General features: G+C 61.8%; 14 protein-coding genes and 1 tRNA gene. 9 read left to right on the top strand and 6 right to left on the bottom strand.

Translation table 11 applies throughout. The features are described 5' to 3' along the window. Window positions 1-3 precede the first annotated feature (3 nt). A complete protein-coding gene (locus ACU5AZ_RS03440) occupies window positions 4-2139 on the top strand; it encodes a sodium-translocating pyrophosphatase (RefSeq protein ID WP_446824638.1) in 2136 nt (711 codons plus the stop codon). A 79-nt stretch (window positions 2140-2218) separates the two neighbouring features. On the opposite strand, the gene ACU5AZ_RS03435 is transcribed toward ACU5AZ_RS03440, so the two are convergent. Further along, the gene (locus ACU5AZ_RS03435) at window positions 2219-2704 is read right to left on the bottom strand and encodes an outer membrane protein assembly factor BamE (RefSeq protein WP_446824637.1); all 486 of its coding nucleotides are present in this window, start codon (window positions 2702-2704) and stop codon (window positions 2219-2221) included. Window positions 2705-3004: 300 nt separating this feature from the next. On the opposite strand from ACU5AZ_RS03435, the gene ACU5AZ_RS03430 reads away from it, so the two are divergent. The 7 genes from ACU5AZ_RS03430 to ACU5AZ_RS03400 all read left to right on the top strand — a co-directional run bounded on the left by ACU5AZ_RS03430 (window position 3005) and on the right by ACU5AZ_RS03400 (window position 7509). Next, complete coding sequence (locus ACU5AZ_RS03430) at window positions 3005-3541, top strand: ubiquinol-cytochrome C chaperone family protein (protein WP_446824636.1); 537 nt, start codon at window positions 3005-3007, stop codon at window positions 3539-3541. A gap of 9 nt (window positions 3542-3550) precedes the next feature. After that, window positions 3551-4108 carry a YceD family protein gene (locus tag ACU5AZ_RS03425; protein ID WP_446824635.1) on the top strand — a complete coding sequence of 186 codons (558 nt, stop codon included), beginning with the start codon at window positions 3551-3553 and terminating at the stop codon, window positions 4106-4108. 96 nt (window positions 4109-4204) lie between these two features. Next, a complete protein-coding gene (gene plsX, locus ACU5AZ_RS03420; RefSeq protein WP_446824634.1) occupies window positions 4205-5254 on the top strand; it encodes a phosphate acyltransferase PlsX in 1050 nt (349 codons plus the stop codon). A 19-nt stretch (window positions 5255-5273) separates the two neighbouring features. Continuing rightward, window positions 5274-6245, top strand: a complete 972-nt coding sequence (locus ACU5AZ_RS03415) for a beta-ketoacyl-ACP synthase III (RefSeq protein ID WP_446824633.1) — start codon at window positions 5274-5276, stop codon at window positions 6243-6245. Window positions 6246-6364: 119 nt separating this feature from the next. Then, complete coding sequence (locus ACU5AZ_RS03410; protein ID WP_446824632.1) at window positions 6365-6703, top strand: integration host factor subunit alpha; 339 nt, start codon at window positions 6365-6367, stop codon at window positions 6701-6703. A gap of 123 nt (window positions 6704-6826) precedes the next feature. After that, the gene (locus tag ACU5AZ_RS03405; RefSeq protein ID WP_446824631.1) at window positions 6827-7351 is read left to right on the top strand and encodes a MerR family transcriptional regulator; all 525 of its coding nucleotides are present in this window, start codon (window positions 6827-6829) and stop codon (window positions 7349-7351) included. 81 nt (window positions 7352-7432) lie between these two features. Then, window positions 7433-7509: transfer RNA gene (locus ACU5AZ_RS03400), tRNA-Pro, on the top strand. A 148-nt stretch (window positions 7510-7657) separates the two neighbouring features. Here ACU5AZ_RS03400 and ACU5AZ_RS03395 read toward each other — a convergent pair. The 5 genes from ACU5AZ_RS03395 to ACU5AZ_RS03375 form a co-directional block, all read right to left on the bottom strand. Further along, on the bottom strand, window positions 7658-7942 hold the full coding sequence (locus ACU5AZ_RS03395; RefSeq protein WP_446824630.1) for a helix-turn-helix domain-containing protein: 285 nt from the start codon (window positions 7940-7942) through the stop codon (window positions 7658-7660). A gap of 87 nt (window positions 7943-8029) precedes the next feature. Further along, complete coding sequence (locus ACU5AZ_RS03390; RefSeq protein WP_446824629.1) at window positions 8030-9304, bottom strand: O-antigen ligase family protein; 1275 nt, start codon at window positions 9302-9304, stop codon at window positions 8030-8032. Continuing rightward, entirely contained in the window at window positions 9301-10854 is a 1554-nt protein-coding gene (locus ACU5AZ_RS03385; RefSeq protein WP_446824628.1) for an undecaprenyl-phosphate glucose phosphotransferase, read from the bottom strand. The genes ACU5AZ_RS03390 and ACU5AZ_RS03385 overlap by 4 nt, the downstream gene beginning before the upstream one ends. 141 nt (window positions 10855-10995) lie before the next feature. Continuing rightward, a complete protein-coding gene (locus ACU5AZ_RS03380; protein WP_446824627.1) occupies window positions 10996-12132 on the bottom strand; it encodes a glycosyltransferase family 4 protein in 1137 nt (378 codons plus the stop codon). A 6-nt stretch (window positions 12133-12138) separates the two neighbouring features. Further along, the gene (locus tag ACU5AZ_RS03375; RefSeq protein ID WP_446824626.1) at window positions 12139-12711 is read right to left on the bottom strand and encodes a polysaccharide biosynthesis/export family protein; all 573 of its coding nucleotides are present in this window, start codon (window positions 12709-12711) and stop codon (window positions 12139-12141) included. Window positions 12712-12976: 265 nt separating this feature from the next. Here ACU5AZ_RS03375 and ACU5AZ_RS03370 point away from each other — a divergent pair, with 265 nt between their 5' ends. Next, window positions 12977-15337 carry an exopolysaccharide transport family protein gene (locus ACU5AZ_RS03370; RefSeq protein ID WP_446824625.1) on the top strand — a complete coding sequence of 787 codons (2361 nt, stop codon included), beginning with the start codon at window positions 12977-12979 and terminating at the stop codon, window positions 15335-15337. Window positions 15338-15342: the final 5 nt, after the last annotated feature.

Raw genomic sequence — 15342 nt, 5'->3', positions numbered from 1 at the left:
GATATGACAATTCTTATTGGCGTAATCGTGTGCGGGTTGCTTTCGGTGGTCTATGCCATCTGGGCAACGCAATCGGTGCTTGCTGCCGATCAGGGCAATGCCCGCATGCAGGAAATTGCGAGTTACATCAGGGAAGGGGCGCAGGCCTATCTCACCCGTCAGTACAAGACGATTGCCATCGTCGGCATCATCGTCTGCATTGCAGCCTGGTTTCTTCTGTCCGGTGAAGCGGCGATCGGTTTCCTGATCGGCGCCATCCTGTCCGGCGCCGCCGGCTTTATCGGCATGCACGTCTCGGTCCGCGCGAACGTCCGCACGGCGCAGGCGGCTTCCAACAGCCTTGCCGCCGGTCTCGACATCGCCTTCAAGTCCGGCGCGATCACCGGCATGCTGGTCGCCGGTCTCGCTCTGCTCGGTGTTTCGATCTATTTCCTGATCCTCACCTCGGTTCTTGGCCATGAGCCCGGCTCGCGCGACGTCATCGACGCGCTGGTGGCGCTTGGTTTCGGCGCCTCCCTCATTTCCATCTTCGCCCGTCTCGGCGGCGGCATCTTCACCAAGGGTGCGGACGTCGGCGGGGACCTCGTCGGCAAGGTCGAGGCCGGCATTCCGGAAGACGATCCGCGCAATCCGGCGACGATCGCCGACAATGTCGGCGACAATGTCGGCGACTGCGCCGGTATGGCTGCCGACCTGTTCGAGACCTATGCCGTGACGGTGGTTGCGACCATGGTTCTCGCCGCGATCTTCTTTGCCGGCACCGACGTGCTGAGCTCGGCGATGATCTATCCGCTGGCCATCTGCGGCACCTGCATTCTCACCTCGATCGCCGGCACCTTCTTCGTCAAGCTCGGCACCAACGGCTCGATCATGGGCGCGCTCTACAAGGGCCTGATCGTGACCGGCGCGCTGTCGATTATCGGTCTCGGTGCGGCGACGTCGCTCACCGTCGGCTGGGGCGATTTCTCCACCGGCGACGGCGTGACGCTGTCCGGTCTGAACCTCTTCCTGTGCGGTCTGGTCGGCCTTGTCGTCACCGCCCTGATCGTGGTGATCACCGAGTACTACACCGGAACCAACAAGCGGCCGGTCAACTCCATCGCCCAGGCCTCCGTCAGCGGTCATGGCACCAACGTCATCCAGGGCCTTGCCGTTTCGCTTGAATCGACGGCCCTGCCGGCGATCGTCATCGTCGGCGGCATCATCGCGACCTACCAGCTTGGCGGCCTTTTCGGTACCGGCATTGCGGTTACTGCCATGCTTGGTCTTGCCGGCATGATCGTCGCGCTCGATGCCTTCGGTCCGGTTACCGACAATGCCGGCGGTATCGCCGAAATGTCGGACCTGCCGCCGGATGTCCGCAAGGTGACCGACGCGCTCGACGCCGTCGGCAACACCACCAAGGCCGTTACCAAGGGCTACGCGATCGGTTCCGCCGGTCTCGGCGCGCTGGTGCTCTTCGCGGCCTACTCGAACGACCTCAGATACTTCGCGGCGCATGGCGATCAGTACCCGTATTTCGCCGACATGGGACCGGTCTCCTTCGACCTGTCGAACCCTTATGTCGTCGCCGGCCTGATATTCGGCGGTCTCATTCCCTACCTGTTTGGCGGTATCGCCATGACGGCGGTCGGGCGTGCGGCGGGATCCGTGGTCGAGGAAGTTCGCCGGCAGTTCCGCGAAAAGCCCGGTATCATGCAGGGCACGGAGAAGCCGGACTACGGCCGCGCCGTCGACATGCTGACCAAGGCCGCGATCCGCGAAATGATCGTGCCGTCGCTGCTGCCGGTGCTGGCACCGATCGTCGTCTACTTCGGTGTGCTGCTGATTTCCGGTTCAAAGGCGTCCGCCTTCGCGGCGCTCGGTGCATCGTTGCTCGGCGTCATCGTCAACGGCCTGTTCGTGGCGATCTCGATGACCTCCGGTGGCGGCGCCTGGGACAATGCGAAGAAGTCCTTCGAGGACGGGTTCGTCGACAAGGACGGTGTGCGCCACGTCAAGGGCTCCGACGCCCACAAGGCCTCGGTCACCGGCGATACGGTGGGAGATCCCTACAAGGATACCGCCGGTCCCGCCGTCAATCCGGCGATCAAGATCACCAACATCGTGGCTCTGCTGCTCCTGGCGATCCTGGCATAAGGCCGGCTGACCCGACCAAAAAAGAGAAAGGCCGCGGATCCGATCCGCGGCCTTTCTGCATTCATGATACCTGGCGGTCTTACTTGCCGCCGAAGATGTTGCGCGCAGCCGCGGCACCGGTGCCCTTTGCGCCGCCGGACAGCAGCTGCTGCAGGAAGGTAAGGTCCTTGCCGCCGGTCGGCGTCGTGCGGGAAATCATGTCGAATACCTTGCCGTCCTGCAGGGTGTAGTTCGCCTTGCGCTCGACGGTGCCGTCCTTGCCGAAATAGATCGCGAGAATGGTCTGACTGATAAGCTTCTGCTTCATGAAGGCCACGCTGCGTTCGCGCTTCTGGGAAATGTAATAGAACACTTCCGTATCGAAGGTCGCGGTGGTCGAGGGCGTTCCGAGCGCCAGCAGAACCTGCTCGCGGCTGGAGCCCACGGGAACCAGCGCCAGCGATTGTTCGTCGACGACATAGCCCTGGTAGAAGACTTCGCTCGTCGATTCGCAGCCGGCAAGTCCCGTGCTCGTCACGGCAAGTGCCAGCGTGGCGGCCAGGTAGATGCGTTTCTTGTCAGACATGAAAGACCATTGCCTCAACGATGTTCCCCCTCGGTTTTCCCTCAAGGCTCATAAGCTCGAGGTTACTTGCTGCGCACATGATTGTGGCCTTTCCGGGGAGACCGGACCGAACAGCGATGCCTCAAGCTGGGTTCTACCAGCCGCGGACCCTTCGCGGGGAAGGTCTCCGGTGGCATTCGCCGAATTCAGGCACAATGGCATTGCAATTCGCGACTGCTTCGGTAAACCAGCTTGCTCAATCATGCAACATGGGCATCCGGCCTTTGCGGTCGTTTGCCTGGTGCTTGCCGGGAAAATTGAATGATTTTCAGTCTGTTTCGCAACAGGAAGACCAACAAGGCGATTTTGGAGCGGCAGTATGCAGCGTTGACCGCGACGGCGCGCATACCATATTTCTACTCCGATCTCGGTGTCCCGGACACGGTGATGGGCCGTTTCGAAATGCTGAGTATTGTCCTGATTCTGTTCTTCCGGCGCACCGCCACTGCGCTGACGAGCGGGCAGGAACTGGCCCAGGCCGTCGTGGATGCCTTCTTCGAGGACGTCGATCATTCGATTCGGGAACTCGGTGTTGGCGATACCGGCGTGCCGAAGCGGATGAAGAAGTTTGCCGGCATGTTTTATGGCCGGCTGGAAAGCTATGCGGCAGCGCTCGAGGCAAAGGATGTCGAGACGTTGTCGTCGGCGCTGAAGCGCAACATTCATCCGGGCAGGGAGGACGCGCCCGCGATGACCGGACTTGCCGAATGGATGATCGAGGCCGAGAAGGACCTCGCTGCCGTTTCGGAAGACATGATTGCCACGGGGTCGGTTGTCCTGCCGGCGCCCGGGCAATAGGAAAAGACCATGCAGCACAGTGATGACGAGATTCCCTTCTCCTACCGGCTCAAGGTGGGCCACATTTCCGCCAACCCGGTCGAGGTGAAGCTGGCAGCCGATGCCGAGGAACGCAAGGCGCTTGCCGATTTCTGGAACGTCCGCTCGGTGGAAGCCCTGAGCGCGCAGTTGACCGTATCGCGGTGGAAGAAGGATGGCGTCCGGGTGAAGGGCGCGGTGCATGCGGAACTGACGCAGTCCTGCGTCGTAACGCTGGAGCCCGTTGCCAGCATTATCGATGACCACTTCGAACAGATTTTCGTGCCTGAAGGCTCGAAGCTCGCCCGCATCATGACCGACGACAGCGGCGAGATGGTGCTCGATCCGGAAGGTCCCGATCTGCCGGAGGCGTTTTCGGGCGATGAAATCGACGCCGGCCAGGTCGTTTGCGAGTGTGTTGCGCTCGCGATCGATCCCTATCCCCGCAAGGATGGTGTTGCCTTTGACGCCCATATCGAGGATGACGGCCAGGACGCCAAGAAACAGTCGCCCTTTGCTGTGCTGAAAGACTGGAAAAAGGACAGCTAGTCCGGACGCACTTCACAATCAGGTTGTATGCGTTGGTAAAACCGCTATTTTGGCCGAACTTTCGCTTCGACGCGGAACAACAAGGATCAGGGACGCGTGATCAGAATATCTCTTGATGTCATGGGTGGTGACTTCGGCCCTGAGGTCGTTATCCCCGGAGCGGCCATCGCGCAGGAACGTCATCCCGAAGTGACATTCATTCTTTACGGAATCGAAAGTCAGTGCCGGCCGATTCTGGACAAGTATCCGAAACTGAAAGAGCGCTCCGTTTTCCACGATTGCGAAGTCGCCGTCGGTATGGACGAGAAGCCGAGCCAGGCGCTGCGCCGTGGCCGCTACGTCTCCAGCATGTGGCGGGCGATCGAGGCTGTAAAGGCGGATGAGGCCGATGTGGCCGTCTCCGCCGGCAACACCGGCGCGCTGATGGCGATGGCCAAGTTCTGCCTGCGGACAATGGCCAATGTCGAGCGTCCGGCAATCGCCGGCATCTGGCCGACGAGCCGGGGGGAAAGCATTGTTCTCGACATCGGCGCGACGATCGGCGCCGACGCGCAGCAATTGCTCGATTTCGCCCTGATGGGTGGCGCCATGGCGCGCGCACTCTTCGAACTGAAGCGGCCGACCGTCGGCCTGCTTAATGTCGGCGTCGAGGAGGTCAAGGGTCTCGAGGAGGTCAAGGAAGCGGCAAGGCTGCTGCGCGACGCCGATCTCGACACCATCCGCTACGCCGGCTTCGTCGAGGGCGACGATATCGGCAAGGGCACGGTCGACGTGGTGGTCACCGAGGGCTTTACCGGCAACATCGCGCTGAAGGCCGCCGAAGGCACCGCCCGTCAGATTTCCGAACTGCTGCGCGGCGCGCTCTCGCGCACCTGGATGTCGCGGCTTGGTTACCTGCTGGCCAAGAGCGCCTTCAACGTGCTGCGCGAAAAGATGGATCCCCGCAAGGTCAATGGCGGCGTGTTCCTCGGCCTGAACGGCATCGTCATCAAGAGCCATGGCGGCACCGATGCCGAAGGCTTCGCCGCAGCGGTCGACGTCGGCTACAACATGGTCCGCAACAATCTCACCGAAAAAATAGAAAAAGATCTGAAGATCTATCATACCAAGCATCCGGTCGTACCTGCCGGAACGGATGTGGCATGAAATTCGAGGTAAACTGACTATGATCCGTTCCGTAGTGCGTGGCTTCGGCGCCTGTCTGCCGAAACGAGTTGTGACCAACAAGGATCTCGAAGAGCAGGTTGCGACCTCCGACGAATGGATCGTGCAGCGGACCGGTATCCGCCAGCGCTACATTGCCGGCGATGACGAGACGACGGCGTCGCTGGGCGAGGGGGCTGCGCGCGAGGCGCTTGCGAGCGCCGGTCTTTCGGTCGACGACATCGACATGATCATCGTCGCCACCTCGACCCCGGACAACACCTTTCCGGCCGTGGCCGTCAACATCCAGAACCGCCTCGGCATGCATCACGGCTTCGCCTTCGACGTTCAGGCCGTCTGTTCCGGCTTCGTCTTCGCGATGACCACCGCCGACAATTACATTCGTACGGGCATGGTCCGGCGCGTGCTGGTCATCGGGGCGGAGACCTTCTCGCGCATTCTCGACTGGAGCGACCGCACGACCTGCGTGCTGTTCGGCGATGGCGCCGGCGCAGTCGTGCTGGAGGCACTGGAGGGCAACGGCACGTCAGCCGACCGTGGCATCCTCTCGGCAAGCCTGCGCTCTGACGGCGCGCACCAGGACAAGCTCTACGTCGACGGCGGGCCGTCGACGACCGGAACGATCGGCCATCTGCGCATGCAGGGCCGGGAAGTCTTCAAGCATGCCGTCGGCATGATCACGGATGTCATCATCGACGCCTTCGACCGGGCTGGCCTCACGGCCGCCGATCTCGATTGGCTGGTGCCGCATCAGGCAAACCGCCGCATCATCGAGGGCTCGGCCAAGAAGCTCGATATCCCGATGGAGAAGGTGGTGATCACCGTCGATCTGCACGGCAACACATCGGCGGCCTCGATTCCGCTGGCTCTGGCGCATGCGGCGGCGGATGGACGGATCAAGCAGGGCGACCTCGTCATGCTGGAAGCCATGGGGGGCGGATTCACCTGGGGGGCGATCCTGTTGCGCTGGTAGCGCGGCTGCGGCGCTTAAACGCTGAAAATTCATATGACACAGGTGCTTGACCACCCGCGTTAACGACAATAGTCTCTCCGTTATTTTTTGATCAAGAGATAAATACAGGGCGGAAAATCATGACCGGCAAGACTGTGACGCGCGCTGATCTAGCTGAATCGGTTTTCAGAAAAGTCGGCCTGTCGCGAACCGAGTCCGCGGAGCTGGTGGAGACCGTCATTGACGAGATTTGCCATGCGATTGTCCGCGGCGAGACGGTGAAGCTCTCTTCCTTTGCGACCTTCCAGGTGCGCAACAAGAAGGAGCGCATCGGCCGCAACCCGAAGACGGGGGAGGAGGTTCCGATTTCCCCCCGCCGGGTCATGACCTTCAAGGCGTCGAACGTGCTGAAGCAGCGGGTGCTGAAGTCGCATTTGGCGCGCAAGGCGAAGAAAAAGCCGGTCAGCCCGGACATCTGATCCCCTTCATGTCACAATTTGATGGCTTGTGCTGTCATTGCACTTGAACTGATGTGCTCAAGTGCGTTGAATCCTTGTGCGATTCGCAGTGATTTGGTTTGACAGGACCGCGGGAGAGGAATTGTGGACAAGAGCCCCGATGCATTTCGCACCATCAGCGAAGTGGCCGACGATCTCGATCTTCCGCAGCACGTGCTGCGTTTCTGGGAGACGCGGTTTCCGCAGATCAAGCCGATGAAACGTGGCGGCGGCCGGCGCTACTATCGGCCGGACGACGTCGATCTCTTGAAGGGGATCCGCCATCTGCTCTACGAGCACGGCTACACGATCAAGGGCGTGCAGAAGCTCCTGAAGACCAACGGCAACAAGTTCGTGATCGCGGTCGCCAACGGCGAAGCGGCGCTGACCGAGGTCATTGCCGCCGCAGCCGAGGAGCCGGCACCGAAGCCGGCACATGTCAGCCTTGACGACGACCAGCTGGTGGGTCGGCCGAAGCCGACGCGCCGGCTGTTCGGCTTTGGCGGTGGCGACAATGCGTCCACCGACGACCTGCGCGCCGGCGGGGTCGGCAAGGAGGACCGTGTTCTGCTGCAGGAAACCCTCTACGATCTCCTGGAGTGCAAGCGCCTGCTCGATCAGGTACGCTGAGAATTTTCTCTTGGGCGCCGGCAATTTGCCCTTGCGTCGAAAACGGCGAAAGACTAAGGAGTGCATGCCTTTATGGCTGGTCGGGGCGTAGCGCAGCCCGGTAGCGCACTTGACTGGGGGTCAAGGGGTCGTGGGTTCGAATCCCGCCGCCCCGACCATTTTAAAATCACCTGCCCCCCTCAGAGGTGATTGAATTTCCTTCTATTTATCTTTGTCTGGCGGCGAGCTCGGAATGTCGGGCACGCGGCGACAAACCGCCGTCATGCGCGGGCGGCCCTCATGTCGTCCAGTATGAGGGGTGAAGTGTCAGCCGTCGTTGGCCGAGTTGAGATTTTCCGGACGGATGCCGTCGTCCTGCGCGTTGAGCGACTTGAGGCGGACACCGGGTCCGCCGTCATCGCCCGACAGGAAGACGATCCCCCTCGATTCCAGGGCACGGCCAAGACACTGGAAAAGGCCGTCGTCATAATTCGCAGTCTCGCTCTCGATGGCCCGTATCGTGGCCACCTCGACACCCGAGAGGGCGGCGAGATCGTCTTCGGATAGCGCTAGCATGGCGCGGGCGGCACGGAGTTGAGAGGGCATGATCATGAAAATGACTATAGCTTTGGGCCCGAGGGAATCAAATCGAAATCTCGGTCGCCCTTTTGTGGGGAGATTCGGCGAGGCAACGCGGGCTCAAGCCGCAGCCGGCTTTGTCTTCGCAGCCGCAGGCCTGCGTGCCAGACGCTGATCCCGCTGCCAGCGATATTCCAGTGCGCCGCAACCCCAGATGATCCCGTAGAGCAGGTAGACATGGCGCCAGTGGTCGATGTCGATGACATTGGCAATCAGGATGTGGCCGAGCATGACGACCCAGGCGATCATCAGATACGGCTGCCAGGGCCGGTTTCTCAGCATGTAGCGAAAGCCGATCGTCAGTGTCGAGATGACCAGCGTGACATAGGAGACGAAGCCCAGCCACCCGTAGGTGGTCAGCGACTTCAGCCAGATATTGTGTTCGTCTTCCGTATAGATCTGGCCGAACACCATGGGCCCGAGCCCGAGCGGCTTTTCCATCGACAGCAGGAAGCCGATCTTGTGGCGCTCGAAACGCCCAAGATGGTCACTGTCATATTCCTGCTCCAGCTTGGCGCGTGAACTGAAGAGATCCGACACCTTCTTCGACTGCAGCACGGCAAGGAGCGCCCCGCTCATCAGCACGGCAGCCGCCATGGCGAGGATCAGGATCTTCATCCGGAAGACGGCGGTGCGCTCCTTGAGCAGCATGACGAAGACGAGCATGACGCCACAGAACAGGAACAGCGCCCAGGCAGCGCGCGAAAACGACAGGAACACGCCGAGCACGATGACGAGCAGCGCGGCGATGCGCAGCGGCGCATGCACGGCCTTTCCGGTCAGCAGTCCGTGAACGAGATAGAGGCCGGGCGCGACGAGAAAAGGACCGAACACGTTCGGATCCTGGAAGGCACCCATGGCGCGGTCGTAGCGTGTGAAAACCTCGGCGCCCGGGAACGCATGGAAGTAGCCGAGAATGCCGAGCATCGAGGTGATGACGGCGGCAAGCGTCCAGGCGTTGAAGATCAATACCAGCCGTGCCGGCCGCGCTTCTATGATCGCCGCATAGAAGATGGCCGTCAGCGCAAGGAAGGTCGATACGGCGATGTACATCGGCCCGACGTCGAGATCGTCCATCACCGTCAGCGACAGCATACCGCCGACATTGAAGACCAGGAGCAGGGCGAGCAGCGGCGCGGTGTAGCGCGAGATCCTGAGGCCGAGAATGAAGGAAATGCCAACGAGCCCGGCGAGGTAGAGCTCATAGGGAGCCGGCTCGGAAATGACGAAGCCGGACAGGAAGACGCCGAACGCCACCAGCCCCGACCCGAGGAGACGGAGGCCGGCAGTCTGCGGCCGGAAGACCGGGCGGATGTCGGCGGTGGTCGCGGTCAATAGGCGCTGTCCGTGTTCAACAGCCGGAAGGGCGTGAGGAAGAGAATTTTGAGGTCGAAGCACAGCGACCAGTTTTCGATGTAATAAAGGTCATAGGCCGTGCGGTTGCGGATCTTGTCGTCGCTGTCGATCTCGCCCCGCCAGCCGTTGATCTGCGCCCAGCCGGTGACGCCCGGTTTGACGCGGTGGCGGGCGAAGTAGCCGTCGACCACTTCGTCATAGATGCGGCTATGGCTCTGGGCGTTGACCGAATGCGGGCGCGGGCCGACGAGCGAGAGGGAGCCGCTGAGCACGTTGAAGAATTGCGGGAGCTCGTCGATTGACGTCTTGCGGATGAAGCGGCCGACCGGGGTGACGCGCGGGTCGCCCTTGGTAACCGGGATCTTGGCGGTCGGGTCGCACATGTCCGTGTACATCGAGCGGAATTTCAGGACGTCGATTTCCTCGTTGTTGAAGCCGTGCCGCTTCTGCCGGAAGAGGATCGGTCCCTTGGAGGTTGCCTTCACGGCGATCGCCGCTCCGAGCATGATCGGCCACAACAGGGCAATGGCGATCAGGCTGAAGACGATGTCGAAGACGCGCTTTGCGACCCAGTCCCAATCGCGGATCGGCCGGTCGAAGACGTCGAGCATCGCGACGTTGCCGACGCGGGAATAGGAGCGCGGACGGAACCGCAGCTTCGCGGCATGCGCCGCCAGGCGGATGTCGACCGGCAGGATCCAGAGCTTCTTCATCAGCGAGAAGATGCGGTCCTCGGCGCTGAGCGGCAGGGAGATGATCAGCATGTCGATATGTGCCAGCCGCGCGAATTCCACGAGTTCGTCGAAGGTGCCAAGCTTCGGGTATCCCGCCAGCACCTCGGGTGAGCGCTTCTCGCTGCGGTCGTCGAAGATGCCGCAGATGCGGATATCGCTGTCGGCCTGGCGCTCCAGGTCGCGGATCAGGTTTTTCGCGGATTCGCCGCCACCGACGATCACCGCGCGCCGTTCGACAAGGCCGTTGCGTGTCCAGTTCCTGATGCCATAGCCGATGAGGAAGCGTTCAGCGACGAGCAGCAGGCTGCCGAGGCTCAGCCAAGTCATGCTTTCGGGAAAGTTCGCCGGCCAGTTGCCATCGAAGACGACAAAGGCCAAGCGGATGGCCAGAAAGCCGATGGCGAAGGCACTGACGATGCGAAGCACCATGGAGGATGGCTTGCGCAATGTCGACGCGAGATAGCAGTCGGAGACCTGCAGCAGAAGGCAGGTGATGAGTGCCGCCGCAGCCGAACAGCCGAGCTTGCTTGCAAAATGCAGCGTGTCGGCGGCAGAAAAGATGGAGAAGAACAACAGGTGCAGGAGCAACAGGAAGGCAAGCTCTGCCAGCCTGATCTGACCGATCACCATCTGCGGCGAATGGCTTTCCTCCTGAAACTGCCGTGCGATCTGCAGGGCGAGGGGGTTGAGCTTGGTACGGTTGCTACGGTCGCCCGAGCCCTTGTTCGCCACGTCGGACACTCTGCGGCGCAGGTTCTCGACATCGAAATAGTCTTGTTCGGGCGGCTGGGTCATTGTTGCAACTCAATACTCCGGGACGCAGCGCAATATACAGCGGATGGACTAAGAAACACTTACGTCGGGTCGACGAAAAGTTTCACTTCTGCAAACATGGCACCGTCGTGTTCGAAAATTGCTTCGAAACGGATCAATCTCTCAGCTGGAAAGCTCATGATAGAGCCGCAGCAGGTCCGCCGCCATGGCCTGCGACGAAAAAACCTGCTTTAGCGCGTCGGGCCGCGGCAGGAATGCGCTGCCCCAGTCGGGGTCGTTGGCGGCGTCCGCCATCAGTCGTGCAAACGCGTCCGTGTCTCCCGGCGCAACGAGCGCGGGGGACTGGCTTCCCAGCACTTCGGGAATACCGCCGACGCGTGAGGCGATGATCGGCTTTCCGGCTGCCAGTGCCTCGATGACGATGTAGGGCATGGATTCCGCCCGCGACGGAATGACCACGGTTCGCGCCAGCGAGAAGGCCTCGCGCGCCGGCTTTGCAGGCGACATGGTCACCCGGTCCGTCAGCTGCCGCTGTTCGAGCGTTGCGGCGTATTTGTCGCGGTCCGGTCCGTCACCGATGATATAGGCGCTCAGCCGTCGACCGGTGATGTCTTCCGCCTTGCAGAAGGCGTCAATAAACAAATCGGGACCCTTGAGGTCCCGAAGCATGCCGATATAGAGGAAATCGGCGGGCGCATCGACGAGCGGTACGGGCGCGAACTCCCTGCCGTCGATCCCGTTGTAGATACGCCGCGTCAGCGTGTTCGGCTTGCCGATCTTGCGCTCGTAGGTCTGCTGCTCATAGTCGCAGACGAAGGTGATCGCGTCCGTCATATGGCTCTGCAGCCGCTCGATGCCGAAGACTAGGTTGCCCGCGAGCGTACCCTCGCAGAAATGCAGACTGCCCCCGTGGGGTGAATAGAGGCGGGACACGCGATACCTTTGTACCCGCAGGAGTGAGCCGATCGTCCTCGCCAGCACGCCGCCTTTGGCGCCGTGCCCATGCAGGATATCCGGCTGCAAGCTCTTGATTGTCTTGTAAGCGGAGAAAAGCGCCGCCATGTCGGACGGGCTGATGGCCCGCTTGATTGGAATGCGCGTCAGTCCGAGCGCGAGATACGGCCTGATCGTATCGAACAGATCGTCCTCGAACTTGCTTCCGGTCAGGCTGTCACAGACGATGCCGACCTGGTGTCCGGCGGCGCTGTGCTCACGTGCCAGATCGCGCACATGGCGGAAAATTCCACCCAGCGGCGAACGGAAACAGTGGATGATGCGGAGGGGTTTGTCCTGCGGCATGGCTGATCAGAACAGCCGCTCGCGTACATAAATGGTGTCCCCGGCCATGATCGGATCGGTGATCGGGACGCGGCCCGTGATGATGTCGCCATTGATCTTGCGCGTGACATCGGTGTTCTGCTGCTGGGCGCGGCTGGTGAAGCCTCCGGCGATGGCGATGGCAGTCTGTACGGTCATGCCCGGCACGTAGGTGTACTGGCCCGGCTGGCCCACTTCGCCCATGACGAAAACCGGCCGGTAGCGATCGACCTCGATCGTTACATCTGGGTCTCTCAGATAGCCCTGCTTCAACTTCTGCGCGACGAGGCCTTCAAGCTGGGTGAGGGTATGGCCGCGCGCCGGCACCTGGCCGATCAGCGGGAAGGAGATGTAGCCGGCCTGGTCGACATTGTAGGTATTCGTCAGGCCCTGCTGGTCGAACACAGTGATCCGCAGCCTGTCGCCGCTGTCGAGAATATAGGGCTGGATCGTCGCTTCATGGAAGGCACGCGGGGCAGGGCGGTAGGAGGCGCAGCCCGCTACGACTGACAAGCAAGCCAGTGTCAGTGCCACAACGTGTTTCGATTTGGCGAACGTCATTTCATGCCCAATCCATGATGCGTGAGTGGACCTGTTATCAATCCATTAGGGTTAATGGCGGGTAAACTGCGACTGAAAAAGATTGAACTGGTCTTTGTCGCCAGGCCGTCCGGGGCGAATTAACGGTTGCGTTACTATAAATGTTTACCTTGTCGCGTGATCAAGTTGCCCGTACCGCGTGTTATCGCGAGAAACGGCAAATGTTTTACTCTTTGAGCGGCTGGCGGGATCTACTTCCGCTGCCGGCGCGTGTTGGAGCCCCTGGATGTCCGGTTTTCGCAATGCTTCCGAAGATGTCGATATCGATCTGCGCGAGCTTTTTTCTGCGGTGTGGGCGAGGCGGGGTCGGGTGCTTGTCATCACAGCGGCCGCCGCCGGGTTGGCATTCGCCGTTTCCAGCATTGTGACGCCGAGCTACCGGGCCGAGACACGTCTCCTGATTGAATCCCGGCAGCCGGACTTCAACGGGCTGAACCAGGCGAACTCCGCCCAGACCCAGCCGGTGTTCGACGAGCTCAGCATCGCCAGCCAGGTTCAGGTTCTGCAATCGGCCGATCTCATCAAGCAGGTGGCGAAGGATCTGAAGCTTTACGACAAGGAAGAGTTCGACCCGACACTCAACCCGTCCGCGTTCTCCGACATCCTGGTCATGATCGGGCTGAAGAAGAGCCCGCTGGAGCAGGCGCCGGAGGACCGCGTGCTGGAACAGTTCCGCAAGAAGCTGACGGTCTACCAGGCGACCAGCTCGCGGGTTATCGGCATCCAGTTCGAATCGCACGATCCGCAGCTCGCTTCGGCGATCCCGAACCACATGGCCGAAGTCTACATGGCCATCCAGAGCGGCGCAAAGCTCGATTCCAATGTCGAGGCGGCGCGCTGGCTGGAGCCGGAGATCGCCAATCTTCGCGACAAGGTGAGGACAGCGGAAGAGAAGGTCGCCCAGTATCGCGCCCAACGCGACCTGCTGCCGGCCGGCCAGACATCGAGCTTCGCAGAAGCTCAGCTGAACGACATCTCGCTGGAACTGGCGCGGGTGCGCACCGAAAGGGCGACCGCCAGCGCGCGGGCCGAAAACGTCCGCTCGGCGCTCGCTGCCGGCGGCTCGCCCGATACGCTTTCGGACGTCGTCGGTTCGCAGATGATCCAGCGGCTCAAGGAGCAGGAAGCCGGCATCCAGTCGCAGATTTCCGATCTCTCCACCACCATGCTAGAAGGGCACCCGCGGCTGAAGGCGTTGCGCGCCCAGCTCGCCGGCATTCGCCAGCAGATCAAGTCGGAGACCGGCAAGATCCTGGCAAGCCTCGAAAACGATGCCAAGGTGGCCGACCTCAGGGAAAAGCAGCTGCTGCAGCAGCTCGACATCTTGAAGGGGCAATCGGCCAAGGCCGGCGAAGACGAGGTCGGTCTGAAGGCGCTTGAACGCGAAGCCGCCGCCCAGCGCCAGCTTCTGGAAACCTATCTTGCCCGTTATCGCGAGGCGACGTCCCGTTCGGGCGGTGCCGCAACGCCCGCCGATGCCCGTGTCATTTCCGGTGCCGTGACCCCGGCCGAGCCCTATTTCCCGAAGGTCGTGCCGATCGTCATCGTCGCCGCACTGGCAGCCTTCATTCTCTCCTCCGTCGTCATCATGCTTGCAGCCCTTTTCAGCGGCCGTGCCCTGAAGCCGGTCGACGAAAGCGATGCGGATGACGAGACTGAGCAGGACGAAGCGGAAGATGATGTGCGCCTCGCAGGCTCGCCGACCGTCGCAGCCGATGAGGTTGATGAAGGCGTTCGGGACGATGCCGTCGAGAACGAATGGGATATTGTCGATCCGGCAAGCCCGGTGCACGCCGACGAGATAGAGGAAGAACGCGCGCAGATCGTCCGTGCCGACGAGGCGCCGCTGCCGACTGAGACGATGGCCGTGGCCGCGTTGCCCGAAGCGCCCGCTGCCGATGAGGCCGAGCTCGACGAGATCGCCGCAAGGGAATTCGAGGCCGACGAGGAATTGCCGGCCGCCGCTGCCGCGCCCAGGGAGCGTGCTCCGGAGGAGGAGTTCTCCATTGGAGCGGTTGCCCGTTACCTCATCGCGTCGCGGGTCGAATCGGCGATCTGCATTTCACCCTCGGGAGACGATGGCTCTACGGCAACTGTGATGCTCGCCCGAGAAATCGCGGAGAAGGGCAAGCGCGTGGTTCTGGTCGACATGACCGGTTCAGCCTGCCCGACGCGTCTCATGTGCGACGGCCGCGACCTGCCCGGCGTCACCGATCTTCTCTGCGGCGAGGTCTCCTTCGGCCAGACGATCCATTCCGATCGCCTGTCCTCCGTTCACATCATTCCGCAAGGTGTCTCCGACGTGACCAAGGCGCAGGCCGGCGCGCGGCGGCTGACGATGATCATGGATGCGCTGACGGAAGCCTATGACATCGTCATCGTCGAATGCGGCCCGGCCGAAGCCGCATCTGCGGCGAAACTGGTGGGCGCGCGCGATGCCGCCATCGTCCTGTCGCTGCCGCATCCGCAGGAAAGCCTGCTGACGGATGTGCTGGCCGATCTGGAAAAGGTCGGCATCGACGATGTCGTGCTGATGTCCGACGTCCCGGATCCGGGCAATGGCAACGGTCACAGCCGGGCAGCCTGACGGAC

This window comes from Rhizobium sp. PAMB 3182 (genome assembly GCF_052908355.1).
The sequence above is the reverse complement of the archived record's forward strand: the minus strand, read 5'-3'. Positions and strand labels throughout refer to the sequence as shown.

Coding starts and splice junctions, on each gene's coding strand:
- ACU5AZ_RS03440 (WP_446824638.1), top strand. CDS start 4: ATGACAATTCTTATTGGCGTAATCGTGTGCGGGTTGCTTTCGGTGGTC.
- ACU5AZ_RS03435 (WP_446824637.1), bottom strand. CDS start 2,704: ATGTCTGACAAGAAACGCATCTACCTGGCCGCCACGCTGGCACTTGCC.
- ACU5AZ_RS03430 (WP_446824636.1), top strand. CDS start 3,005: ATGATTTTCAGTCTGTTTCGCAACAGGAAGACCAACAAGGCGATTTTG.
- ACU5AZ_RS03425 (WP_446824635.1), top strand. CDS start 3,551: ATGCAGCACAGTGATGACGAGATTCCCTTCTCCTACCGGCTCAAGGTG.
- ACU5AZ_RS03415 (WP_446824633.1), top strand. CDS start 5,274: ATGATCCGTTCCGTAGTGCGTGGCTTCGGCGCCTGTCTGCCGAAACGA.
- ACU5AZ_RS03410 (WP_446824632.1), top strand. CDS start 6,365: ATGACCGGCAAGACTGTGACGCGCGCTGATCTAGCTGAATCGGTTTTC.
- ACU5AZ_RS03395 (WP_446824630.1), bottom strand. CDS start 7,942: ATGATCATGCCCTCTCAACTCCGTGCCGCCCGCGCCATGCTAGCGCTA.
- ACU5AZ_RS03385 (WP_446824628.1), bottom strand. CDS start 10,854: ATGACCCAGCCGCCCGAACAAGACTATTTCGATGTCGAGAACCTGCGC.
- ACU5AZ_RS03380 (WP_446824627.1), bottom strand. CDS start 12,132: ATGCCGCAGGACAAACCCCTCCGCATCATCCACTGTTTCCGTTCGCCG.
- ACU5AZ_RS03375 (WP_446824626.1), bottom strand. CDS start 12,711: ATGACGTTCGCCAAATCGAAACACGTTGTGGCACTGACACTGGCTTGC.
- ACU5AZ_RS03370 (WP_446824625.1), top strand. CDS start 12,977: ATGTCCGGTTTTCGCAATGCTTCCGAAGATGTCGATATCGATCTGCGC.